Origin of the sequence: Streptomyces sp. NRRL B-1347, from assembly GCF_000720325.1 — a bacterium.
Lineage (GTDB): Bacteria > Actinomycetota > Actinomycetes > Streptomycetales > Streptomycetaceae > Streptomyces.
The window spans coordinates 82,687-106,408 of record NZ_JOJM01000014.1; the positions used below are offsets into that span (position 1 = coordinate 82,687).

The 23,722-nt window shown below is 73.1% G+C and carries 20 protein-coding genes; 5 read left to right on the forward strand and 15 right to left on the reverse strand.

Translation table 11 applies throughout. From position 1 onward, the window contains the following. Window positions 1-202: 202 nt before the first annotated feature. The 3 genes from smc to IG74_RS0115145 form a co-directional block, all read right to left on the reverse strand. Complete coding sequence (smc, locus tag IG74_RS0115135; RefSeq protein WP_030675989.1) at window positions 203-3,775, reverse strand: chromosome segregation protein SMC; 3,573 nt, start codon at window positions 3,773-3,775, stop codon at window positions 203-205. Between the two features lie 416 nt (window positions 3,776-4,191). Continuing rightward, the gene (locus IG74_RS0115140; protein WP_030675993.1) at window positions 4,192-4,395 is read right to left on the reverse strand and encodes a hypothetical protein; all 204 of its coding nucleotides are present in this window, start codon (window positions 4,393-4,395) and stop codon (window positions 4,192-4,194) included. A 395-nt stretch (window positions 4,396-4,790) separates the two neighbouring features. Further along, window positions 4,791-5,072: an acylphosphatase gene (locus IG74_RS0115145; protein WP_030675995.1), complete on the reverse strand. Its 282-nt coding sequence runs from the start codon at window positions 5,070-5,072 to the stop codon at window positions 4,791-4,793. 161 nt (window positions 5,073-5,233) lie between these two features. Here IG74_RS0115145 and IG74_RS0115150 point away from each other — a divergent pair, with 161 nt between their 5' ends. Beyond that, window positions 5,234-6,256: a CAP domain-containing protein gene (locus tag IG74_RS0115150; protein ID WP_030675997.1), complete on the forward strand. Its 1,023-nt coding sequence runs from the start codon at window positions 5,234-5,236 to the stop codon at window positions 6,254-6,256. Between the two features lie 71 nt (window positions 6,257-6,327). Here the strand turns inward: IG74_RS0115150 and IG74_RS0115155 are convergent, their stop codons facing one another. Continuing rightward, complete coding sequence (locus IG74_RS0115155) at window positions 6,328-6,918, reverse strand: flavodoxin family protein (protein ID WP_030675999.1); 591 nt, start codon at window positions 6,916-6,918, stop codon at window positions 6,328-6,330. Between the two features lie 132 nt (window positions 6,919-7,050). Between IG74_RS0115155 and IG74_RS0115160 the strand changes: the two genes are divergently transcribed. Next, window positions 7,051-7,464, forward strand: a complete 414-nt coding sequence (locus IG74_RS0115160; protein WP_030676004.1) for a winged helix-turn-helix transcriptional regulator — start codon at window positions 7,051-7,053, stop codon at window positions 7,462-7,464. Here the strand turns inward: IG74_RS0115160 and mutM are convergent. From mutM to IG74_RS0115205, 9 genes are all read right to left on the reverse strand, one after another. Further along, window positions 7,431-8,321 carry a bifunctional DNA-formamidopyrimidine glycosylase/DNA-(apurinic or apyrimidinic site) lyase gene (mutM, locus tag IG74_RS0115165; RefSeq protein ID WP_030676007.1) on the reverse strand — a complete coding sequence of 297 codons (891 nt, stop codon included), beginning with the start codon at window positions 8,319-8,321 and terminating at the stop codon, window positions 7,431-7,433. The genes IG74_RS0115160 and mutM overlap by 34 nt on opposite strands. Window positions 8,322-8,453: 132 nt before the next feature. Then, window positions 8,454-9,263 carry a ribonuclease III gene (rnc, locus tag IG74_RS0115170; protein ID WP_078868791.1) on the reverse strand — a complete coding sequence of 270 codons (810 nt, stop codon included), beginning with the start codon at window positions 9,261-9,263 and terminating at the stop codon, window positions 8,454-8,456. A gap of 7 nt (window positions 9,264-9,270) precedes the next feature. Next, a complete protein-coding gene (gene rpmF, locus IG74_RS0115175) occupies window positions 9,271-9,444 on the reverse strand; it encodes a 50S ribosomal protein L32 (protein ID WP_030676011.1) in 174 nt (57 codons plus the stop codon). Window positions 9,445-9,446: 2 nt separating this feature from the next. Continuing rightward, window positions 9,447-10,121, reverse strand: coding sequence for a YceD family protein (locus tag IG74_RS0115180; RefSeq protein ID WP_037825464.1), 675 nt, complete (start codon window positions 10,119-10,121; stop codon window positions 9,447-9,449). 165 nt (window positions 10,122-10,286) lie between these two features. After that, a complete protein-coding gene (locus IG74_RS0115185) occupies window positions 10,287-11,387 on the reverse strand; it encodes an ATP synthase F0 subunit B (protein WP_030676015.1) in 1,101 nt (366 codons plus the stop codon). Window positions 11,388-11,447: 60 nt separating this feature from the next. Continuing rightward, complete coding sequence (gene coaD / locus IG74_RS0115190) at window positions 11,448-11,927, reverse strand: pantetheine-phosphate adenylyltransferase (protein WP_037825441.1); 480 nt, start codon at window positions 11,925-11,927, stop codon at window positions 11,448-11,450. 26 nt (window positions 11,928-11,953) lie between these two features. After that, window positions 11,954-12,547, reverse strand: coding sequence for a 16S rRNA (guanine(966)-N(2))-methyltransferase RsmD (rsmD, locus tag IG74_RS0115195; protein ID WP_030676022.1), 594 nt, complete (start codon window positions 12,545-12,547; stop codon window positions 11,954-11,956). A gap of 99 nt (window positions 12,548-12,646) precedes the next feature. After that, window positions 12,647-14,863, reverse strand: a complete 2,217-nt coding sequence (recG, locus tag IG74_RS0115200) for an ATP-dependent DNA helicase RecG (protein WP_030676025.1) — start codon at window positions 14,861-14,863, stop codon at window positions 12,647-12,649. A gap of 77 nt (window positions 14,864-14,940) precedes the next feature. Further along, the gene (locus IG74_RS0115205; protein ID WP_030676028.1) at window positions 14,941-16,680 is read right to left on the reverse strand and encodes a DAK2 domain-containing protein; all 1,740 of its coding nucleotides are present in this window, start codon (window positions 16,678-16,680) and stop codon (window positions 14,941-14,943) included. A gap of 258 nt (window positions 16,681-16,938) precedes the next feature. Here IG74_RS0115205 and rpmB point away from each other — a divergent pair, with 258 nt between their 5' ends. The 3 genes from rpmB to IG74_RS0115220 all read left to right on the forward strand — a co-directional run bounded on the left by rpmB (window position 16,939) and on the right by IG74_RS0115220 (window position 21,841). After that, window positions 16,939-17,124, forward strand: a complete 186-nt coding sequence (gene rpmB / locus IG74_RS0115210) for a 50S ribosomal protein L28 (protein ID WP_030195073.1) — start codon at window positions 16,939-16,941, stop codon at window positions 17,122-17,124. Between the two features lie 191 nt (window positions 17,125-17,315). After that, the gene (locus tag IG74_RS0115215; RefSeq protein WP_030676033.1) at window positions 17,316-20,375 is read left to right on the forward strand and encodes an ATP-binding protein; all 3,060 of its coding nucleotides are present in this window, start codon (window positions 17,316-17,318) and stop codon (window positions 20,373-20,375) included. Between the two features lie 185 nt (window positions 20,376-20,560). Further along, window positions 20,561-21,841: an FAD-dependent monooxygenase gene (locus IG74_RS0115220; RefSeq protein WP_078868793.1), complete on the forward strand. Its 1,281-nt coding sequence runs from the start codon at window positions 20,561-20,563 to the stop codon at window positions 21,839-21,841. On the opposite strand, the gene thiD is transcribed toward IG74_RS0115220, so the two are convergent. Together thiD and IG74_RS0115230 are read right to left on the reverse strand one after the other, a co-directional pair. Further along, window positions 21,793-22,683, reverse strand: coding sequence for a bifunctional hydroxymethylpyrimidine kinase/phosphomethylpyrimidine kinase (gene thiD, locus IG74_RS0115225; protein WP_051854915.1), 891 nt, complete (start codon window positions 22,681-22,683; stop codon window positions 21,793-21,795). The genes IG74_RS0115220 and thiD overlap by 49 nt on opposite strands. Continuing rightward, complete coding sequence (locus IG74_RS0115230) at window positions 22,683-23,651, reverse strand: thiamine-phosphate kinase (RefSeq protein WP_030676042.1); 969 nt, start codon at window positions 23,649-23,651, stop codon at window positions 22,683-22,685. The genes thiD and IG74_RS0115230 overlap by 1 nt, the downstream gene beginning before the upstream one ends. Window positions 23,652-23,722 lie beyond the last annotated feature (71 nt).

The window sequence follows — 23,722 nt, forward strand, 5'->3', positions numbered from 1 at the left end:
GTGGCGCACAACTTCACGCCGCCCACCACCTGAAGGTAAAAGCAACGTTGCAGAGACTATGCCTTCAAGTTTCGAAGTCAATAGCTCGTCAACAACCAGTTGAATCATCACTGGTCACGCTTTGGCTTCAAGAGTTGAAGCAGAATGAAGTTGATCAAGAAAGGTGAAGGAAGGCGCCCGGCCGGACCGCGGCCGACGCGGCTCAGCGCAGGCGCTGGCTGATCACCTTGGACACGCCGTCGCCCTGCATCGAGACGCCGTACAGCGCGTCCGCGACCTCCATCGTGCGCTTCTGGTGCGTGATCACGATGAGCTGCGAGGCCTCCTGGAGCTCCTGCATGATGCGGATGAGCCGCTGGAGGTTGGTGTCGTCGAGCGCCGCCTCGACCTCGTCCATCACGTAGAACGGGCTGGGCCGCGCCTTGAAGATCGACACGAGCAGCGCCACGGCCGTCAGCGACCGCTCGCCGCCGGAGAGCAGCGAGAGCCGCTTGACCTTCTTGCCGGGCGGGCGGGCCTCGACGTCGACGCCCGTGGCGAGCATGTTGTCGGGATCGGTCAGGATCAGCCGTCCCTCACCGCCCGGGAAGAGCCTGCTGAAGACGCCCTCGAACTCCCGCGCGGTGTCCCGGTAGGCCTCGGTGAAGACCTGCTCGACGCGCTCGTCGACCTCCTTCACGACCTGGAGGAGGTCGGCGCGGGTCTTCTTCAGGTCCTCCAGCTGCTCGGAGAGGAACTTGTGACGCTCCTCCAAGGCCGCGAACTCCTCAAGGGCAAGCGGATTGACCTTCCCCAGCTGCTGGTACGCCCGTTCGGCTGACTTCAGCCGCTTCTCCTGCTCGGCGCGGACGTACGGCCGCGGCTGGTTGCGCGGATGCCCGCGGTCGTCGGGCAGCTCCTCGCCCTCGGCGGCGGGCGAGGGCGGCACGAGCTGATCGGGCCCGTACTCGGCCACGAGGCCCGCCGGTTCCACACCGAGCTCCTCCAGCGCCTTGGTCTCCAGCTGCTCGATCCGCAGCCGCTTCTCCGCGCCGAGTACCTCGCCCCGGTGAACCGAATCCGTCAGTTTGTCGAGCTCCGCCTTGAGGTCGCGCCCCTGGTTCCGCGCGGCGGCGAGATCCCGCTCGCGCACCTCCCTGGCCCGCTCGGCCGCCGCCCGCTCCTGCTCGGCCCGGGCCAGGGACACCTCGACGTGCGCGAGCAGCTGCCGGGCGCCGGACGCGACGGCCCGGGCGACCGCGGCCTCGTGCCGCAGCCGGGCCCGGCGCCGCTCCGCACGCGCGCGTGCCTCGCGCTCGGCGCGGGCGGCCCGGTCCAGCGATTCGGCCCGCCCGGCGAGCCCCTTCACCCGCTCCTCGTGCGTACGGACCTGGAGGCGGGCCTCCATCTCGGTCTGCCGCGCGTTGGCCCCGTCGGCGGCCAGGCGGTCCCGCACCCCGGTGTCCGGCTCCTCGTCCGCCGGCGTCTCCTCGGCCACGGCGAGCCGCTCGGCCAGCTCCTCGACCTCCCACCGCGCCTTCTCCAGGGCGTCCTGGGCCTTGGCCGCGGCCGCGGCGGACCGCTCGGCCTCACCTGCGGCGCCCCGCGCCTGGCCCGCGAGGCTGCCCAGCCGCTGTGCGACGGCGGACTTCTCCCGGTCGGCGGCGCGCCGCCGCTCCCCCAGCTCCTCCACCCGCGCGGCGCACTCCCGGCGCCGCTCCTCGGCGGCCTGCTGCTCACGGGCCAACTCCACGCAGCGCACGCCCAGTTCGTCGAGCTCGGCGGCGGCCTCCGCCACCGAGGCCTGCACCTCGAGGAGGCTGGGCGCGCCCGCGGACCCGCCCTGTGCGAAGTGCGCCCCCAGCAGGTCGCCGTCCGCGGTGACGGCGGTCAGCTCCGGGTGCGCGTACACCAGGTCCTCGGCGTCCTCCAGGGTGCCGACGACGACGATCCCGTGCAGCAGCCGCCGCACGGCGGGCAGCAGTTCGGCGGGGCCGCGCACGAGGTCGGCGGCGCGGGGCGGCCCGTCGCCCGCGGCCCCGGCGGCACCTTCAGGGGCGGTTGCCGCGGTGTCGGCGGTCCCCGCGAGCAGCAGCGCGGCCCGGCCCGCGTCCTGCTTGCGCAGCAGGCGGATCGCTTCTGCGGCGGCCGCGGGCGTGGTGACGGCGAGGGCGTCCGCCGCCGCGCCGAAGGCCGCCGCCACCGGCACCTCGAAGCCCGGCGCGACGGACAGGAGTTCGGCCGCGGGGCCGAGGAGGCCCGTGAGCCGGTCCTTGGCGGCGAGCAGCGCGCCCGAGCCGTCCTTGCGGCGCAGGCCGAGCGCGAGCGCCTCGTGCCGGGCGGCGACGGCGGCCCGCTGCCGCTCCGCGGCAGTGGCCGCTTCCCTGGCCGCCGTCAGCGCGGCCTCGGCGGCGGCGAGGTCCCGGCGGGCCGCCTCGTGCCGCTCACCGAGCTCCGCGTCGCCCGCGTCGAGCCCGTCGACCTCGGCCTTGAGCTGCTCGTACTCCTCCTGCGCGGTGACGGCCCGCTCCTGGGCCTCGTCGCGCGCCGCCGCGAGCCGGTCGATCTCGGCCTGCGCGGACGCGGCCCGCGAGCGCGCGGCGTTGACCTGCCCGCCGAGCCGCGCGAGGCCTTCGCGCCGGTCGGCGATCGCCCGGGCGACGTCCTTCAGGCGCCGCTCCTCGGCGGCGAGTTCCCGCTCCAGGTCGGCCCGGTGCCCGACGGTGTCGTCGAGGGCGTGCTGGGCGGCCTCCAGAGCGGCCTCGAGCTCGGCCTCCTGCTCGCGGATGCGGGCGGCCTCGCGCTCCATGTCCTCGGGGTCACGGCCGCGCCGCTCCTCGGCGGGCGCGGAGGTGGCGCTGGTGACCCGGGCGTCGGCGAGCGAGACGGTGCCGCGCACCCGCTCGGCCAGCTGCGACAGCTCGTACCAGGTCTGCTGGGCGCGCTGGAGGCGCGGCGTGAGCTGCCGCACCTCGTCCTCCAGCTGGGCCTCGCGCGTCAGGGCGGCCTTCAGCTCCGCCTCGGCGGCGTCCCTGCGGGCCTTGAGCGCGGCCTCGTCGGCGACCTCGGTGTTCAGGGCCGCGCGCATCCCGACCAGGTCGTCGGCGAGCAGGCGAAGGCGGGCGTCGCGCAGGTCGGCCTGGATGACGGCGGCGCGGCGCGCGACGGCCGCCTGCCGTCCGAGCGGCTTGAGCTGGCGGCGCAGCTCGTCGGTGAGGTCCTGCACCCGGGCGAGGTTGGCCTGCATCGCGTCCAGCTTCCGCAGCGCCTTCTCCTTGCGCTTGCGGTGCTTGAGGACGCCCGCGGCCTCCTCGATGAAGGCCCTGCGGCCCATGGGGTCGGCGTGCAGGACGGAGTCGAGCTGGCCCTGCCCGACGATGACGTGCATCTCACGGCCGATGCCGGAGTCGGAGAGCAGCTCCTGGATGTCGAGCAGGCGGCAGGTGTCGCCGTTGATCTGGTACTCGCTGCCGCCGTTGCGGAACATGATCCGAGTGATCGTTACTTCGGCGTACTCGATGGGCAGCGCGCCGTCGGAGTTGTCGATGGTGAGGGAGACCTCGGCGCGGCCGAGCGGCGGGCGGCCCGTGGTGCCCGCGAAGATCACGTCCTCCATCTTGCCGCCGCGCAGCGACTTGGCGCCCTGCTCGCCCATGACCCAGCTCAGCGCGTCCACGACGTTGGACTTGCCGGATCCGTTGGGTCCGACGACGCAGGTGATGCCCGGCTCGAACTTCAGCGTCGTGGCGGACGCGAAGGACTTGAAGCCGCGCAGGGTCAGGGCCTTGAGGTGCACGCCGCTGGACTCTACCTTTCGCCGCGAGTTCACCGAGGGAACGCGCGAGCCGTTTCATGGAGGAAGGTGCAGGGCACATCAGAGTTAACGCCTGGCCTCGCACCGGGGTCCGGAGAGCCAAGTCCAGGGCACTGCTTGACCGTTCGGCGTCTCGACCGGACCTACGGATACGTGCGATGGCATGCGGTCCGGACGACGAAGAAAGACCGGCCGCCAAAGGCCGCCAAAGAAAGAAGGGACGCCGAAGCGTCCCTTGCAGATCTCTTGTAGGCAGAGCTCTTGGGTCAAGCGGTTGATACGGGCATCTTGACCACGACGCACCGGACGTGCGGCCGCTCTGGGATTCCCGCGTACACGGTGATACGCGGGAGTACGTCACAGGAACGCACGGAGTGCCGGGCCCGGGGTGGCGTGGTTCAGGTGAGCGCAGGCTCCGCCTGGGGTACGTCGATGCTCTCCAGGAGCGATTCGTGAGAAGCGGCAGCCGTCAGCGCGTCGTTCTCCGCCTGGATCCTGACCAGCTCGGATTCCAGGTCCTGGACGCGCTGCTGGAGCCGTCGCATCTCGGCGAGAAGTCGCGGGTCGCTGCCGCCGACGTAACCGAGAAGCGCCTTTGCCATGATGGATGGTCCTCCACACTGAGTGACCGACCGAATCGGTGTGGGTCGTGAGGGAATCGCACCCGCGGTGCTTGGCACTCTTCGGTTCTTGCTGGGTCTTACTTGGCCGTTCTCACATGCCAAACAGCGAGGGTGCGCGGGGCTTCCAGCGTCTCACCAAAAAGTTTGACGGTCAACACGATCACACCCCGTATTGACGGGCAACCCGGGGGCGCACGGCGGTCGAACCCGCTGCGGCGCTTCTCCTTCGGGGCCCTGGGGGCGTGGAGATCATCCTTACCCGCGGAGCCTGTCACGGCAAGGGCTTCTTGGCAATCACCAGGCCTTTTTTGCCCCAGACGACCGTCGGGACCCCCGCGGAACCACGCACCGCGCGGCCCCGCGGGGGTGCCGCGTCAGCGAATCGCGAACGAGTCGTAGCCGCCCCGCGGCGTGTCCCAGATCTCAGTCACACCGTCGACCCGGCCGGGAGTGTCGCCCGTCAGCAGCCAGTCGAGGAGCGCTTCGCACCCGGCTCGGGGGCCCTCGGCGACCACTTGTACGCGGCCGTCGTCGAGATTGAGAGCAAAACCACTCAGGCCGCCGATCTCCAGGGCCCTGGCCCGGGTGAACCAGCGGAATCCCACGCCTTGCACACGGCCGCGCACCCAGGCGGTGAGCCGGACTTCTTCGTTCATAAGGTGCACGCTAACCGGCCAATTGCACAGGGAGCACTTCGCCCCCTTGTGCCATCGCGTACAGTCGCGACTCGACGCGCCTCACCCGTACGGGCGAGTCACGTGGACCGTCAGGACGACGCCGGGGCACATCACCGGGCGTCTCGACGAAAGGCCAGGACATGGGACGCCACCGACGCTCCGCCGCCGGCCGCGCCGCCACCGGCCGTGCCGAGCACGCGAACCCGTCCGACTCCCCCGACAGCTCTGCTTCCCCCGATACCCCGGTGGGGCCGTTCCACACCTACGGCCCCGACGACACCTTCGACGCCAAGGCCCAGCCCCGGCCGCGCTCGCACCGCCGCCGCAAGGACCGGGCGGCCGCGCCGGTGCGCACCGGGCTCCTCGGGGTCTCCGCCGCCGTCGCCATGGGCGCCGTCGCGGTCGCCTCGGGGCTGCTGCCCGGCGGCGACACCTACTCCTTCGGCGGGGGCGACGACACCGGCGCCATCCGCTCCGCCAGTTCCCCCTCGGGCCTCGACCCGCAGGGCGGCGACTCCGGCGCCGTCGAGCGCGGCCCGTCGCCGACACCCGGCACCGGCCGCGCCGAGGCCCCGGGGCCGGTGCCGTCGGCGTCCAGCGACAAGCCGTCCGCGAAGCCGTCGAAGAAGCCCACGGCCGAGCCGTCCAAGGCCGAGGAGCGGGACGACGCCGACCGGGCCGGCCGCGACGAGGCCCCGGACAAGGAGCCGACCGAGCCCGCGCCGCCGCGCGCGGAGGAGCCGAAGCCCACGCCTCCGGCGCCCCGGCCCGAGCCGTCCACGGGCGACAGCTCCGCCGAGGCCCAGGTGCTCGCGCTGGTCAACGAGGAGCGCGCCAAGGTGGGCTGCCGCCCCGTGACCGCGGACGACCGGCTCGCCGCGCTCGCCGAGGGGTTCAGCGCGGACATGGCCGAGCGCGGCTTCTTCGCGCACACCGACCCCGACGGCGCGACCCCGTGGGACCGCGCCGAGAAGGCCGGGATCAAGGACCTCGGCGGGGAGAACATCGCCCGCGGCCAGGCGGACGCCCAGGCCGTGATGGACGCGTGGATGAACAGCCCGGGCCACCGGGCGAACATCCTCAACTGCGACTACAAGACCCTCGGCGTCGGCGCGCACTTCGCGCCCGGCGGCCCGTGGTGGACGCAGGACTTCGGCTTCTGAGAGTCCGCGGGTCCCGCACTCGGGTCCCGCCCGTGGGTTCCTGTGTCAGGTCCCGCCCGCGGGTCCCGGCGTCAGGCCGCGACGGCCGCGCGGCCCGCGGTGAACGCGCGCGTGGCCTCCGTCACGCGGCGGCCCAGGTGCTCGGCCGTGGCGATGTCCGCCTTGTGCACGGCCTCCGGGCCCTCGTCCGAGTTGGTCTGGGCGGCGGCGCCCGCGAAGAAGCCGAGGCGGTTGAGGTCGTTCTCGGAGCCCGTGGAGGAGTTCCAGCCCGGGAACAGACCGAGGTTCACCCAGTGCATGCCCTGCTGCGCGGCGAGCGTCTGGAAGTACTGGAGCGTGTGCAGCTTGTCGCCGCTCTTGGAGGCCGAGTTGGTGAAGCCCGCGGCGATCTTGTCCTGCCAGGCGCGGGTGAACCAGCGCTTGGAGGAGGCCTCCGCGAAGACGTGGAAGGCGCCCGACGCGGTGCCCATGTAGGTGGGCGAGCCGAAGACGATCGCGTCGGCGGAGTCCAGGAGCTCCCACTGGGCCTCGGTGATCTCGTCGACCTTGACCAGGTGCACGGTGGCACCGGCGTCGGCGGCACCGGCGCGCACGGCCTCGGCGACGACGGCGGTGTGGCCGAAGCCGGAGTGGTAGGCGATCGCGACGACGGGGCTGGACATGGGGGTGCTCCTCGGGTGGGCGTGGGTGGGGAGGGCGGCGGCACACGGGCGCTCACCGCCGCACCAAGGAAAGCACTAACTTTTGGTTAGCGCAATCCTGTGGTGAGCGCTGCGCCCGAGTACGCTTGTGATATGGACTCCACCGCACCCGCCGAGACGGCCTCCGATCCGGATCTGGCGTACGACGTCTTCGCCCGGAACTGTCCCTCGCGGACCACGCTCGAACACGTCACGGGACGCTGGGGCGCGCTGACGCTCGGCGCGCTGCACGACGGCACGTTCCGGTTCAACGAACTGCGCCGCCGCGTCGACGGCGTGAGCGAGAAGATGCTGTCGCAGACCCTGCACGCCCTGGAGCGGGACGGCTTGGTGCACCGCGAGGCGCAGCCCACCAACCCGCCGCGAGTGGACTACCGGCTCACCCCGCTCGGCCGGCAGATCGCCGAGCGCCTGTTGGCCCTCATCCACTTCGTGGAGGGCTCCCAGGACGCCGTCGGCGAGGCCCAGCGGGCCTATGACAGCCGCGACGGCCTGGGCGGACGCTGACAGCGGGGGCAGAAGTAGCTGGAGCGGTTCATCCAGGGCCGCCGGCGCATCGGCGTGCCGCACCGGCGGCACGGCTCGCCCTCGCGGCCGTACGCGTCGAGGGACCGGTCGAAGTAGCCGGACTCCCCGTTCACGTTCACGTAGAGGCTGTCGAAGCTGGTGCCGCCGACGGCGAGCGCCGCGTTCATCACGTCCCGTACGTGACCGAGGAGTTCCATCGTGCGCGGGCGGGTGAAGGTGGCGGTGGGGCGCTCGTAGTGCAGCCGGGCGCGCCAGAGCGCCTCGTCCGCGTAGATGTTGCCGACGCCGCTGATCAGCGACTGGTTCAGGAGCGCGCGCTTGATCGTCGTACGGCTGCGGCGCAGCGCGTGGTGGAAGGCGTCGGCGTCGAAGCGCTCGTCCAGCGGGTCGCGGGCGATGTGCGCGATGACGTCGGGCAGGCCGTCCGCGGTGGTGTCGTGCAGCGAGAGGCCGCCGAAGGTGCGCTGGTCGACGAAGCGCAGCTCCGTGCCGGCCGCGCCCGCGGCGGAGCCGTCGACCGGATCGGCGAAGCGGACCCGGATCCTCAAGTGCTTCTCGTCCGGGGCCTCTTGGTCCTTCACGAGCAGCTGCCCGCTCATGCCCAGATGGGCGAGCACGGCGCTGCCGGTGTCCTCGACGGGCAGCCACAGATATTTGCCGCGGCGGCTCGGGGCGCCGATGCGGTGCCCCTTCAGCCGGTGCGCGAAGTCGTCGGCGCCCGCGATGTGCCGCCGGACGGCACGCGGGTGCAGCACCTCCACGTCGGCGACGGTCCGGTCCGCCACCCAGCGCGCGAGACCCCGCCGCACGACCTCTACCTCAGGCAGCTCGGGCACGGCACTCCTCGGGTGGGACGCGCTGATGGTTCCCGCAGCGTATCGCGCGGGCGCGGGACCGCCGCCGCGGGCTCCGACAACAGCGCACCCCCGCGGGAACGAGTCCTGCGGGGGTGCGTGTGAGCCTGGACGTCAGGCGGTCGCGGCGCCCGAGGACGACGGGCCGTCGTCCTCATCGGCCTTGGCACGCTCGTCGGCGGCCGCGCGGATCGCACGCCACGCGGACTCCGCGGCCTGCTGCTCCGCTTCCTTCTTGCTGCGGCCGGTGCCGGTGCCGTACGAGACGCCTCCGACGCGGGCGGCAGCAGTGAAGGTCTTCTCGTGGTCGGGTCCGCTCTCCGAGACGAGGTACTCGGGCACGCCGAGGCTCTCCATCGCGGTGAGCTCCTGGAGGCTGGTCTTCCAGTCCAGGCCGGCCCCGAGGTTCGAGGACTTCTCGATCAGCGGGTCGAAGAGCCGGTGCACCAGCTCGCTCGCCGCGTCGAGTCCTTGGTCGAGATAGACCGCGCCGATCACCGCTTCGAGGGTGTCGGCGAGGATGGACGCCTTGTCCCGGCCACCCGTGCCCTCTTCGCCCCGGCCGAGCCGGATGAAGGAGCCGAGTTCGAGCCCACGGCCCACCTCCGCAAGCGCACGCGAGTTGACCACCGCGGCCCGCAACTTGGCCAGCTGGCCTTCGGGCAGGTCGGGGTGGGTGCGGTACAGCGTGTCCGTGACGACGAGGCCCAGGACGGAGTCCCCGAGGAACTCCAGGCGCTCGTTCGTCGGCAGACCGCCGTTCTCGTACGCGTACGAACGGTGGGTCAGTGCACGCACCAGAAGGGCGGACTCGAGCTGATACCCGAGCCGCCCTTCCAGAAGCGTGTGGGACGAGGCCGCGTTGTTGCTGTCTGCCATCTTGGCGTCTTCCGCCTTCTTAGGGCTAGACACAGCGCCTCTCACCAGCCGCTCAGACCTCGAGGACCTGGCGCTTGTTGTAGGTGCCGCAGCTCGGGCACGCGATGTGCTGCTGCTTCGGCTCCTGGCAACGCTCACACGAAACCAGGGGGGTGACCGCAGCCTTCCACTGCGACCGGCGGTGGCGCGTGTTGCTGCGCGACATCTTCCGCTTCGGAACAGCCACGGCTACTTCTCCTGCTTCTCGTCGGCGTGCGCTGATCGAGGCGCGCCGCCGCTCATCTCGTCCTTCTCGCCGCCCTTGATGGATTCGGCGAGTCCCTGCAGTGCCGCCCAACGGATGTCGACGGCATCGTGGTGGTGGTCCGGGTCGTCCGTGAGCCGCGCCCCGCATTCGGAGCACAGACCTTCACAGTCTTCCTGGCACACCGGCTGCATCGGCAGTGCGAGCACCACCGCATCACGCAGCACGGGCTCGAGGTCGAACATGCCGTCCTCGAGAAAGAGCCTGTCCTCGTCTTCCTCGGCGTCGTCGGCCGGTTCCGCTGCGCGGCCCCGGTCGTCGGCGTCAGGGTACGAGAACATCTCCTGGAAGTCCGCGTCGAGCTCAAGCTCGAGCGGCTCCAGACACCTTACGCACTCCCCCTTGGCCGATGCACGGGCGGTGCCTGTGACAAGCACCCCTTCCATGACCGACTCCAGGCGGATCTCCAGCTCCATCGGAGCGCCCTCGGGCACTCCGACGACACCCTCGACACCGAACGGCGCCGGGGCGCCGGGAGCGTCGATGGTGCGGGTCAGCCGCTGCATGGCACCGGGACGCCGACCCAGCTCGTGCGTGTCGAACACGAGGGGGTTGCGGTGGTCGAGGCGCGTACTCAGGGCTTTTCCTGCTTTCGAGATCCTGGGATGGGGCAAGGGGGCCACCACGCGGACGTCTCGGAACCGAGACCTGAGCGGGCAGCGCTGATCGCAGACGTAGCGCGACCGAAGAGCCAGGATACTGGACCATTCGCTCTCGGCCCAATCCGGCCCCGACGAACCGGCCGGACCCGGGCGCGACGGGCCCTAGCGCCCCTGCTCGTACTGGCGCAGCTGCTCCGCGCTGATCATCGTGGTGTCGAAGAGGCTGGTCTCGTCGAGCACGGCGGGAGCGGGGTTCTGCCGACCGTAGTCCTGCGCCTGCTGCGGGGCGTAGTCCTGGCGCTGGTACGCGTACGGGTCCTGCGGATAGCCGTACGGATCCTGCTGGCCGTACGGCTGCTGGTAGGCGTACTGGTCCGGCCCGCCGTACTGGTCCTGGTGACCGTACTGACCCTGCTGGTCGTACGCGTACGGATCGGGCTGGTGGTCGGGGCGCGGCGGGGCGTACGGCTCCTGGGCGGGGACGCGGGGTGCGGCGGGGGCGCCCGGGGCCGCCGGTGCGCTCCCGGCGCGGGGGGACTCGGGAGCCTCGGCGAGGTCCGCGAGGAAGTCGGCGTCGGAGGTGTGGCCCGAGCGCCCGGATTCGGCGTGCGCGCCCAGCTCGCTCAGCTCGGCCGCGGGGGCGCGGCCCTGGAGCTTCTGCCGGCCCCGGCCGACGGCCTCCAGGGTCTTGGCGAGGACCGCCTCGAAGGCGCCGAGCTTGGCGTCCACGTACGCGTCGGCGTCGCGGCGCAGCGTCTCCGGGTCATGGCTGCGCTGGGGGGCGTCCTCGTCCTCGTAGCCGTGCTCGTCCAGGCCGGGCCCTGTGCCGAGGAGCTTCTCGCGGCCGCGGCCGACGGAGCCGAGGGTCTTGGTGAGCACGACCTCGAAGTTGGCCAGCTTGGAGTCCACGTAGTCGTCGGCCTCGGCGCGGATCTCCTCGGCGTCCTGGCGGGCCTCGCCGACGATGCGGTCGGCCTCGCCCTGGGAGCGGCGCGCGACCTCCGTGTCGGAGATCAGCGAGCCGCGCTCCGCGTGCGCGGACTCGATGATCCGGTCCGCCTCCTGCCGGGCCCGCTCGACGAGCTGCTCACGGCCGCCGATCAGCTCCTGGGCCTGGGCGAGGGAGCCCGGCAGGGCCTGGCGCACTTCCTCGAGCATCGACAGGAGCTGCGCGCGGTTGACCACGCAGGAGGCGGACATGGGCATGGACTTGGCGCTGCCGACCGCCTCGACGATCTCGTCGATCTTCTTCTGCACGTCCACCGCGGGCTCGCCACTCTCTACAGCTGGTTGGGAGACGGACGGCACGACTGTAGCCCGTGATCAGCCCTTGGCGAGGCGCTTGTTGAGGGCTTCGAGCACGACCGGGGGAACGAGGTGCGCGATGTCGCCGCCCCAGGCCGCGACCTCCTTGACGAGCGAGGAGGAGAGGAAGCTGTAGGCGGGGTTGGTGGGCACGAACAGCGTCTCGACGCCGGAGAGGCCGTTGTTCATCTGGGCCATCTGCAGCTCGTAGTCGAAGTCGCTGACCGCGCGCAGGCCCTTGACGATGGCCGGGATGTCGCGCTCCTTGCAGAAGTCCACCAACAGGCCGTGGAACGACTCCACTTCCACGTTGCCGAACTCACGGGTGACCTGACGGATCAGGTCGATGCGCTCCTCGATCTCGAAGAGGCCCTTCTTCGACTGATTGATCATCACCGCGACGTGCACGACGTCGTACAGCTTGGAGGCGCGGGCGATGATGTCCAGGTGTCCATTGGTGATGGGGTCGAACGACCCCGGACAGACGGCGCGGCGCAACGGAAGTCCCTCGCTCTCCGGTCGGGTCATGGCGCGATTTCTTGTTCGTCGCACGTAGAGGCGGCGCGACCGTACCAAAACGTGCCTTCGCCGTAGCGACGGGACCTCAGTTCCTCGAAGCCGTCCGGCCAGTGGAAAACTCCGCCTCTCGTACTGCGTTCAACGGTGACGAGCGCGTCGTCCGCGAGCCAGCTTCCCGAGCGGAGTGTGAGCAGGATCTCCCGGAGATCGTCATCTCCCACCGCGTAGGGGGGGTCGAGAAACACCAGGTCATAGGGGGCGGTAGGGGTGCTTTCCCGGATGACTTGAGCGGCTTTGCCCGCTCTCACGTCGGCGCCGGGCAGGCCGAGCGACCGGACGTTGTCCCGGATGGTGCGCACCGCGCGGGCGTCGGCCTCGACGAGCAGGGCGTGCGCGGCGCCCCGGGACAGCGCCTCCAGGGCGACCGCGCCCGAGCCCGCGTACAGGTCGAGGACGCGGGCGCCGTCGAGCGTGCCCTGGAAGGCCTGCCAAGTGGAGAACAGGCCTTCGCGGGCGCGGTCCGATGTGGGCCGGGTGCCGTTGCCCGGCGGTACGGAGAGGCGGCGCCCGCCGGCCGTACCGGCGATCACGCGGGTCATCTGGGTGTCTGCGTCCTTCGGCTGCGAGGGGAGCCCCGGGTGGGGCACGTGGTGGGCCCCGGGACGGGGTCTGCCTTCACGATAGGTCGTATCCGCTCGTCATCCCTTGTCGAGGTACTGCTCGCGCTCCGCGTCCAGGAGGGCGTCCAGGGCCGTGCGGAGCTCGGGCAGGTGCTCCAGGTCGGGGTCGCGGGCGACCACGGCGGTGGCCTCCTCGCGGGCCGCCGCGATGATCTCCTCGTCGTCGATGACGGCGAGCATCCGCAGCGACGAGCGGACGCCGGACTGCGCCTGGCCGAGCACGTCGCCCTCGCGGCGCTGCTCCAGGTCGATGCGGGAGAGCTCGAAGCCGTCCAGGGTCGACGCCACCGCGTTCAGCCGGGCGCGGGCCGGGCTGGCCTCCGGCATGTCGGTGACGAGCAGGCACAGGCCGGGGGCGGAGCCACGGCCGACGCGGCCGCGGAGCTGGTGCAGCTGGGAGACGCCGAAGCGGTCGGCGTCCATGATCACCATTGCCGTCGCGTTCGGCACGTTCACCCCCACCTCGATCACCGTCGTGGCGACCAGGACGTGGGTCTCGCCCGCGGCGAAGCGGCGCATCACCGCGTCCTTGTCGTCGGGCTGCATGCGGCCGTGCAGGACCTCGACCCGCAGGCCCTGGAGCGGGCCTCGGGCCAGCTGCTCGGCGACGTCCAGGACCGCGAGCGGAGGCCGCTTCTCCGCCTCCGCCTCCTCCTCCGCGGACTTCTTCTTGCCCTTCTTCGAAGAGGCGTCCTTCTCGTCCTCGTCGTCGCCGATGCGGGGGCAGACCACGTACGCCTGGTGGCCGTTCTCCACCTCCTCGCGGACGCGTTCCCACGCGCGGGCGAGGAAGTGTGGCTTGTCCTGTGCCGGGACGACGTGGCTGGAGATCGGCGAGCGCCCGGCGGGCAGCTGGTCGAGCACGGAGGTCTCCAGGTCGCCGAAGACCGTCATCGCGACCGTGCGCGGGATGGGCGTCGCCGTCATCACCAGCAGGTGCGGGGGCTGCTTGCCCTTGCCGCGCAGGGCGTCGCGCTGCTCGACTCCGAAGCGGTGCTGCTCGTCGACCACGACCAGGCCCAGGTCGTGGAACTGCACCTTGTCCTCGATCAGCGCGTGCGTCCCGATGACGATCCCGGCCTCGCCCGTGACCAGGTCGAGCAGCGCCTGCCGCCGCGCGGCGGCGCCCATGGACCCGGTGAGCAGCGTGACCTTGGTGGCGTGCTCGGAACCCCCGAGCATGCCGCCCTCGGCCAGCTCCCCCATCATCTCGGTGACCGAACGGTGGTGCTGCTGGGCGAGCACCTCCGTGGGCGCGAGCATCGCGGCCTGGCCCCCGGCATCCACGACGGCGAGCATGGCGCGCAGCGCGACCATTGTCTTCCCCGAACCGACCTCTCCCTGGAGGAGGCGGTGCATGGGGTGTTCCGTGGCCAGGTCGGCGAAGATCTCGCGGGAGACGGTGCGCTGGCCGTCCGTGAGCTCGAAGGGGAGCTTGGCGTCGAAGGCGTCCAGGAGGCCGTCCGGGCGGGGTCTGCGGGCGACCGCGGGCAGCTGGGAGTCCGCGAAGCGGCGCCGGGCCAGGGCGACCTGGAGGACGAACGCCTCGTCCCACTTCAGGCGGTCGCGGGCCGTCGCGATGTCCGCCTTCGTGTGCGGGCGGTGGATCTTGAGGAGGGCCTCGGGGAGCGGGATGAGGCCGCGGCCGTCGCGCAGGCTCGGGGGCAGCGGGTCCAGGGCCTCCTGGGCGCTCGGCAGCACCGCGTCGATCGACTTGGCGATCTTCCACGACTCCAGCTTCGCGGTGGCCGGGTAGATCGGGAGCAGCGCGCCCGCCCAGGAGTCGACCGCCTCGGCTGCGGACTCGCTGTCGGCCCGCAGCAGTTCGTACGCCGGGTGGGCGAGCTGCATCTTGTGGTTGAAGACCGAGACCTTGCCCGCGAACATCGCGCGCGTGCCGGGGAGCAGGTCCTTGTGCGGCTTGTGGATGCCGCGACCGAAGAAGACGAGCTGGAGCTGGCCGCTGCCGTCGGTGATGGTCACCTCCAGGCGCTGGCCGCGCCCCGCGTTGAACTTCAGTACGCGCGCGGTCGCCACCTGGGCCACGACCGTGACGTGCTCGTCCAGCGGGAGGTCGGAGAGGCGGGTGAGCTCGCCCCGCTCGGCGTAGCGGCGGGGGTAGTGGTGCAGCAGGTCGCCCACCGTGTGCAGGTCGAGGTGCTCGGCCATGACCTTGGCGGTGGCTTGGCCGAGGGCGTTCTTCAGCGGTTCTTGGAGCGCGTGCACGAGATCCATTGCACACCACGCCACTGACATTCCGGGCCCGGGCCCGGAATCCGGCCCCGCGAGCCGCTGCCGCCCCGGCCCCGGGGCTACTCCACGCCGATGAGGAGGAGGGCCGACTGCGGGCCGCCTCGGTAGAGGACCGTGTCCACGGCCAGATGGCCGTCGCGCACGTGCTTCTGGAGGCGTTCGGCCACCGCGTCCGAGACCTCCTCGCCCAGGACCAGCGTGACCATCTCGCCGCCCGCCGCCAGCATCCGGTCGAGGACGATCTCGGCCGTGGCCGCGACCTCCGCCGCGATGACCGCGACGTCGCCGTCGATGAGGCCGAGGACGTCCCCGGCCTGGCAGATGCCCGCGGTGGTCCACGACTGCCGCTCGGCGACGGCCAGTTCCGCGTACCGGGTCGCGCCGGCCGCCGCCGTCATCGCGACGACGTCCTCGTCGAAGCGCCGGTCCGGCTCGTGCACGGCGAGGGCCGCGATGCCCTGCACCGGGGAGCGGGTGGGGATCAGGGCGACGCGCACGCCTTCGGAGCGGGCCTGTTCGGCGGCCGCCGCCGCGGTGTGCCGCAGGTCGGCGTCGTTCGGCAGCAGCACCACCTCGCGCGCGTGGGCGCGTCGGACCGCCTCGACCAGCTCGCCGCTCGCGGGCGGCTCCCCCGCGCGCGCGGGCACGGTGGTCGCCCCCGCCTCCGCGTACAGGCCGCCCAGGCCCTCACCCCGTACGACGGCCACGATGCCGCGCTGCGCGCGCTCGCGCGGCGGCTGCGCGGCGCGGACGGCGTGCGCGTCGCCGAGGCCGAAGTGCGTGATGCGGATGCGGTACGGCCTGCCCGCCTCGACCCCCGCCTCGACGGCCGCGCCCGCGTCGTCCACGTGCACGTGCACGTTCCACAGGCCGTCGCCGCCGACCACGACGAGGGAGTCGCCGAGCCCGTCGAGCCGGGCCCTGAGCCGGGCGACCGCGCTGTCGTCCGCCTCCAGGAGGTAGATCACCTCGAAGGCCGGACCGGCGCCGGAGCCGTCGGCGCACTCGGTGCCCGGGGCCGCGCAGTCCAGGCCCTCCACGCGCGCGTGGGTCCATGTGTTCCGGGGGGTCGTGGCGGCGCGGTCGCCCACGCTCTCCCCCGACAGCGCCCCCACGAGCGCCCCGAGGACCGCCACGAGGCCCCGGCCCCCGGCGTCCACCACGCCCGCGCGGCCGAGCACGGCCAGCTGGTCCGGGGTGGCGGCCAGGGCCGCGCGGGCGCCGTCGTAGGCCGCGCGGGCCACCGCGCCGCAGTCGCCCGCGGGCCGCCCCGCCCCGGCCGCCTCCGCCGCCGCCCTGGCGACCGTCAGGAACGTCCCCTCCACGGGGTGGGCGACCGCCTGGTACGCGGCCTGGGACGCGCGCCGCAGCGCCCTCGCCAGGAGCTCGCCGTCCGCGTGAGGTGCGTCACCTCCGGGATCCCGCGAATCCCCGGAGTCCGCGGAGCCCGCTGAGTCCGCGGGATCGGGTGCGCTCCCGTCGTCGGCCAGCACCTGCGCCATGCCGCGCAGCAGCTGCGCGAGGATCGTGCCCGAGTTGCCGCGGGCCCCGATCAGCGCCCCGTGCGCCAGTGCGCGCACGGCCTCGGTCCGGGTGGGCTCGGTGGGCTCCAGGCCCGCGAAGACGGCGTCGACGGCCTGGTTCGCCGACTCCATCGTCAAGTAGAGGTTGGTCCCGGTGTCCGCGTCGGCGACCGGATAGACGTTGATCGCGTCGATCTCCTCGCGGGCCTGCCCCAGCGCGTCCAGAGCCAGTGCGCTCCACGCGCGGATCGCGACCGCGTCGAGGTTCTGCGGCAACTGTCGCCTCCTAAAGAGCGTCCGGAACGGCCGGGACGGCGGGATGAGACGCAGCGTAGACCCGGTGCAGGAGGGGAGCGCGGGGCGGGCCCCGGGCGAGACATGGTAGTTTCGTTGTACCGAAGCAGTCGTTGTATGCTGCTCCGGTTGCCCGATACACATCGGGACATTCCCCTGGCACCGCCACCCAGATCATTCGCTCTGATCCCGGCATGCCGGGTTTAACCGTAAGTGCATCTGAAGTCTTTGGAGTGACCCGTGGCTGCCAACTGCGACGTCTGCGGCAAGGGGCCGGGCTTCGGCAACAACATCTCGCACTCGCACCGCCGTACGCCCCGTCGCTGGAACCCGAACATCCAGCGCGTGCGTGCCGTGGTCGGCGGGACGCCGAAGCGGCTCAATGCCTGCACCTCGTGCATCAAGGCCGGCAAGGTCTCGCGCTGACGCTTAGTTCTGCGCGGCCACCTGGCCGGTTACCGAAAGAGCCGGTCCCCTCGGGGGCCGGCTTTTTCGCGCCTTGAGGCCAGTACTTTTCGTGTGTACGTCAGCACTCTCCGTAGGGCATCGGCGCGCGCCGACATCGCCACGGGGTCTCGCGCTCTCCGGGCCGCCGTCCGCCTGCCAGGATCTGGAGCATGCGGTTCGGCATCCTCGGTCCCCTCGACGTACGCACCCCCAAAGGCGACCCCGTCGACCCCGGCGGGCCGCGTCCCAGGGCGCTGCTCACCCTGCTCCTCCTGGACGCGGGCCACGCCGTGCCCGTGGAGCGGCTGACCGACGGCCTGTACGGCGAGCGGCCGCCCGCCGGAGCCGCGAACGCCCTCCAGTCCCAGGTGTCACGGCTCCGCAAGCGCCTGGGCGTGGACATCGAGGCCGGGACCGGCGGCTACCGGCTCGCGGTCGACCCCGACGACGTCGACGCCCACCGCTTCGAGCGCCTCGCGCGCGGGGGCCGCGAGGCCCTGGCCGCCGGGGACCCCGCGCGGGCCGCCGCGCTGCTTCGCGAGGCCCTCGGCCTGTGGCGGGGCCAGGCGCTCGCCGATCTGCCCGGGACGCACGCGCCCGGTACGCGCCTCGAAGAGCTGCGGCTCGCCGCCGTACAGGACCGGATCGACGCAGATCTCGGGACCGGCGGCGGCCCCGGCCTCGTACCGGAGCTGCGGGAGCTGATCGCGGACCGGCCGCTGAGCGAGCGCCTGTACGGGCAGCTGATGCGGGCCCTGCACGCGGACGGCAGGGCGGCCGAGGCGCTCGCGGTCTACGAAGAGGCACGCGGCGTCCTCGCGCGGGAGCTGGGCACCGACCCGTCGGCGGACCTCGCCGCGCTCCACCTGGAGCTGCTGCGGGGCGCGGAGCCGTCGCGGCGGGCCGGTGTCCCGGCGCCGCTGACGCCGCTCGTGGGCCGCGCCGATGAGCTGGCCCGCGTCCGCGGCCTGCTGGCGGAGTCCCGTCTGGTGACGCTCACCGGGCCGGGCGGCGCGGGCAAGACGCGGCTCGCGGTGGAGGCCGCCCGGGAGCGCGAGGGCGCCGCGGACGGCGTGTGCTTCGTGGAGCTGGCCCCGCTCGCCGACGGATCGCGGGTGACGTACGCCGTGCTCGGCGCCCTCGGGGTGCGCGACGGCTTCCACGCGCGCGGGGGCGATGCCGTGGAACGGCTCCTGGCCGCCCTGGAGGGCCGCGAGCTGCTGCTGGTCCTGGACAACTGCGAGCACGTGGTCGACGAAGCCGCCCGCACCGTCGGGCTGCTGCTCGGCGCCTGCCCCGGCGTGCGGGTCCTGGCCACGAGCCGGGAGGCTCTCGGGATCACCGGCGAGGCGCTGTGCCCGGTCCCGCCGCTGGCCGCCGCGCCCGCGGCCCGGCTCTTCCTGGAGCGGGCCACCGCCGTCCGCCCCGACTTCGTACCCCACGCGCGCGTGGACGGCGCCCCGCGGGAGCATCCCCGGGCCGCGCTCGTCGACTCCGTCTGCGCCGCCCTCGACGGGCTGCCGCTCGCCATCGAGCTGGCCGCGGCCCGGCTGCGCACCCTCACGCTCGACGAGCTGGCCGCGCGCCTGGACGACCGGTTCCGGCTCCTGTCGCGCGGGGACCGCACGAAGGCGCCCCGGCACCGGACCCTGCACGCGGTCGTGGAGTGGAGCTGGGAGCTGCTCGACGACGAGGAGCGGGAGCTGGCCCGGCGTCTGACGGTGTTCCCCGCCGGGGCGACGCTCGACGCGGTCGAGGCGGTGTGCGGGGTGCCCTACCCCGAGGACCCGCTGGCCTCGCTGGCGGAGAAGTCGTTCGTCGAGGCGGTCGGCGGGCGGTACCGGATGCTGGAGACCATCCGCGCGTACGGCGCCCGGCGGCTCGCCGAAGCGGGCGAGGAGGACGCGCTGCGGGCCGCGCACGCCGCGTACTTCCTGCGGTTCGCGGAGCAGGGCGCGCCGCGCCTGCACGGCGGGGAGCAGGTGGCGTGGCTCGACCGCCTCGCCGCGGACCACGGCAACCTGGAAGCCGCCCTGCGCCACCACGTGCGCACCGACCCGCGCGCGGGACTGCGTCTGACGGCGGCCCTGTCCTGGTACTGGCGGCTGCGCGGCCTGTACGGGGAGCGGGCGCCGCTCGCCGCGGAGCTGCTCGCGGCCGTGGGCGACGACGTGCCGGACGGCCTGGCGGAGGAGTACGCCCTGTGTCTGCTCAACGAGGTCGCGGGCACCGGCGACGACCCCGCGGAGCCGGAGCGCCTGGCGCGCGCGGACTCCGTCCTGACCTCCCTGAAGGGGCCGCTGCGGCTGCCGTTCGTGATCGTGCTGTGGTCGCTCGCGGGCGGGCCGCGGCGGGAGGTGGAGGGCCGGGTCGTCGCGCAGATCGACGCGCACCCCTGGGGGCGGGCCCTGCTGGACGTCGGGCGCGGCTTCCAGGAGCAGTTCGCGGGGCGGCCCGATGCCTCGGAGGCGGCCTTCACGCGGGCCCTCGCGGGCTTCCGGGACACCGGCGACCGCTGGGGCATCGCCAACTGCCTGGACCCGCTGGCGATGTACGCCGACTGGCGCGGCGAGCGGAGGCGCGCCCTCGCCCTGCTCGACGAAGGGCTCGTCCACGTACGGGAGCTCGCGGCCCCGGAGGAGACCGCCGATCTGCTGCACCGGCGCGCCACGGTCCTGCTGCACGGCGGTGCCCTGGAGGAGGCCGCCGAGCACTTCCGGCTCTCCGGGGACCTCGCCCGCACCGCCGGGGCGCGCGACAAGGTGGCGACCTCGCTGCGGGGCCTGGGTGACGTGGCCCGGCTGCGCGGTGAGCCCACGCGCGCGCGTGGGCACTACGAAGCGGCCCTGGAGGCGTGCGCCGCGAACTGGTTCAGCGTGACCGAGACGGCGCGGATCCTCGTCGGCCTCGGCCGTGCCGCGCTCGCCGAGGCCCGGGCGGAGGAGGCCGCCGACTGGTTCGAACAGGCCCGCGTGCTCTCCCTGGACGGCACGGACACCGGCGTCGGCGAGCGGGCCGGGGTCGCCGAGGCCCTCGCGGCCACCGCCGCGGGCCCCGAGGAGGCCGCCCGGCTCCTGGGCGCGGCCGCCGGTCTGCGGGGCACGCTGATCGCGGACGACCCCGACGTGGCCCCCGTAGTACGCGAAGTGCGGGCGCGGCTGTCCCCGGAGACGTACGAGAAGGCCTTCGAGCGGGGGCGGCGGGAGCCGACGGCGGCGCTCACGAGGTAGCCGCGCGCCGCCGGTCCGGTCCGTCCCGGCCAGCCCGGCCTCTGGCAGGCCCCCGTCGGCTCCAGCAAGCCCCTGCCGACTCCGGTAAGCCGCTGACAGTCGACGACAAGCCGCGGCCAGTCGACGGTAAGCCCCTGCCGGCCGACGGTAAGCCGCCGGTAAGCCGCTCCCCCGAAGCTCCTGCCATGACGAACACAGCGCACTCCCCCGAGCCCCTCTCCCACCTCTCCGTGCTCGTCTCGGGCGCGAGCGTCGCGGGCCCCGCGCTCGCGCTCTGGCTGGCCCGCTACGGCGCCCGCGTCACCGTCGTGGAGAAGGCGCCCGCGCTGCGCGGGGGCGGCTTCGCGGTCGACTTCCGGGGCCATGTGCACCGCACCGTCCTGGAGCGCATGGGCATCTGGGACGAGGTGCGCCGCCACCAGACGCACATGGGCCGCCAGACGGTCGTCGACGCCGACGACAAGGAGAAGGTGGACCTGCCCGCGTTCCTGATGAGCGGCGACGTGGAGATCTTCCGCGGCGACCTCGCGAGGATCATGTACGAGCGGACCAAGGACCGCGTCGCGTACGTCTTCGGGGACTCCGTCGCGAGCCTCCGGGAGGACCCCGACGGCGTGGAGGTGACCTTCGAACGGGGCGCGCCGCGCCGCTTCGACCTCGTCGTCGGCGCGGACGGCCTGCACTCCCGCACCCGGCGCCTCGTCTTCGGCGAGGAGTCGCACCATCTGCGCCACCTCGGCTACTACGCCGCGGGGTTCGACATGCCCAACGTGCTGGGCCTGCACCGCTCGTCGCGGATCTGCAGCGTGCCCGGCCGCATGGTCGACATCAGCAACTACGACGGCAGCGCGGAGCAGGGCGGCGCGTTCCTGCTGTTCCGGTCGGAGCAGCTCGCCTACGACCGGCACGACGTGGCGGCGCAGAAGGCGATCCTCGCCGAGAAGTTCGCGGACCTGCCCTGGAAGCACACGCGGCACGTCCTCGCGGCCCTGGAGGACGCCGACGAGCTGTACTTCGACGCGATCGCGCAGATCCACATCGACCGGCTGTCCCAGGGGCGCGTCGTCCTCCTGGGGGACGCCGGGTACGGCGCGACGATGGGCGGCATGGGCACGGGGACGGCGCTGGTGTGCGCGTACGTCCTCGCGGGCGAGCTCGCGGCCGCGCGCGGGGACCACGCCACGGCCTTCGCGGCGTACGAGGCGGAGGTCCGCGACTACGCGAAGGGCTGCCAGAAGCTCGCGGGCAACGCGGGTCCTTTCCTCGCGCCGCCCACCGAGAGGAAGATCCGCAGCCGCGACCGGGCCTATCGGATGCTCAGCTCCCGCTTCCTGGCGGGCTTCTTCAAACGCCTCACGGAGAAGGCCGCCAACGCGATCGAGCTCAAGGAGTACCCCGTCGGCAAGGAAGCCCCCGGTTACGCCGGACCCATGGAGCCCGTGCCGTCCCGGAAGCGCCAGGCGTGATCGACGGGGCCGATCCCGCCGCCGAGCGCGTACCCGGCGGCGATCGCCCCGGTGACGTACTCCTTGGCGGCCCGCGCGGCCTCGGGCACGGTCCGGCCCTTCGCCAGCTGGGCGGCGATCGCGCTGGCGAGGGTGCAGCCGGTGCCGTGCGTGTGCCGGTTGCTGTGCCGCGCGGAGCGCAGCCAGTGCTCTTCGGAGCCGTCGGTGAGCAGGTCCACGGCCTCCTGGCCGCCGGGCAGATGGCCGCCCTTGACGACGACCCAGCGCGGTCCGTACGCGAGGAGGGCCGCGGCGGCGCGCCGCATCCCGTCCTCCGACTCGACGCGCAGGCCGGTGAGTTGCGCGACCTCGTCCAGGTTCGGCGTGGCCACCGTGGCGACGGGGAGCAGCTTGGTGCGGACGGAGTCGAGGGCGGAGGCGGCGAGCAGCGCGTCGCCGTGCTTGGAGACGCCTACGGGGTCGACGACGGCCGGGGCGTCGGTGCCCGCGAGCAACTCCGCGACCGCCTCGACCAGTTCGGCCGAGGCCAGCATGCCGGTCTTCACGGCCTGGACGCCGATGTCGTCGACGACGCTGCGGTACTGGGCGCGCACCGCCTCCACCGGCAGCTCCCAGGCGCCCTGCACGCCCAGGGAGTTCTGCGCGGTCACGGCGGTGAGGACGCTCATGCCGTGGGTGCCGAGCGCGAGCATGGTCTTCAGGTCGGCCTGGATCCCGGCCCCGCCGCCGGAGTCGGAGCCCGCGACGGTCAGCACCCGGGGCGGCGCGGCGCGCGACGCCGTCAGCGGCTCCCCCGGCGGCTCCACCCGCGGTTCCCCCGGCGGCTCTCCGAACGGCTCCATCAGTCGTGGCCCCCGTTGTCCCCGAAGTGGTCCCAGCCCTTGCTGGTCCACGGCGCGCCGTCCACGGTCACCTGCGGCATCGCTGAGGGGTTCAGGACCTCACCGATGACCTTCCAGCGCGCGGGCAGCTTCACGTCGGAGGGGAACGTGGCGACGATCGCGTGGTCCTCGCCGCCGTTGAGCACCCATTGGAGCGGGTCGATGCCGACCGCCTGGGCGATGTCGTTCATCTGGGAGGGCACGTCCACGTCGCCGGAGCGAACGTCGATGCGCACCTTGCTGGCCTCCGCGATGTGGCCGAGGTCGGCGATCAGACCGTCGCTGACGTCGGTCATGGCGGTGGCGCCGAGCCCGGCGGCCGCGGGACCCGCGTGGTACGGCGGTTCGGGCCTGCGGTGGGCCTCCACGAAGGCGCGCGGCGAGCGGAAGCCCCGGGAGAGCACCGCGTGGCCCGCGGCGGACCAGCCGAGCCAGCCCGTGACGGCGACGGCGTCGCCGGGCTGCGCGCCCGCGCGCGTGACGGGCTCGTGGTTGCGCAGGTCGCCGAGCGCGGTGATCGAGACGGTGATGGTGTCGCCGCGCACGACGTCGCCGCCGACCACGGCGGCGCCCGCCACCTGGCACTCGTCGCGCAGCCCGTCCATGAGCTCGGTGGGCCAGCTCGCGGGGAGTTCGGCGGGGACGACGAGGCCGAGCAGGATCGCGGTCGGCACGGCGCCCATGGCCGCGATGTCCGCGAGGTTCTGGGCGGCGGCCTTGCGGCCCACGTCGTAGGCCGTGGACCAGTCGCGGCGGAAGTGCCGGCCTTCGAGGAGGATGTCGGTGCTCGCCACGACCCTGCGGTCCGGGGCGGCCACGACCGCGGCGTCGTCGCCGGGGCCGAGGCGTACGGCCGGAGTGGAGGTGAGCCGCGAGGTGAGCTCCTTGATGAGCCCGAACTCCCCCAACTCGCCGACGGTGCCCTTCATGCGCGTGCTGCTCCTTCTGCCGCGGTCCGCTTGCGGTCGCGAGCCGTCCCTGTCGTCGGTACGGTCGACGT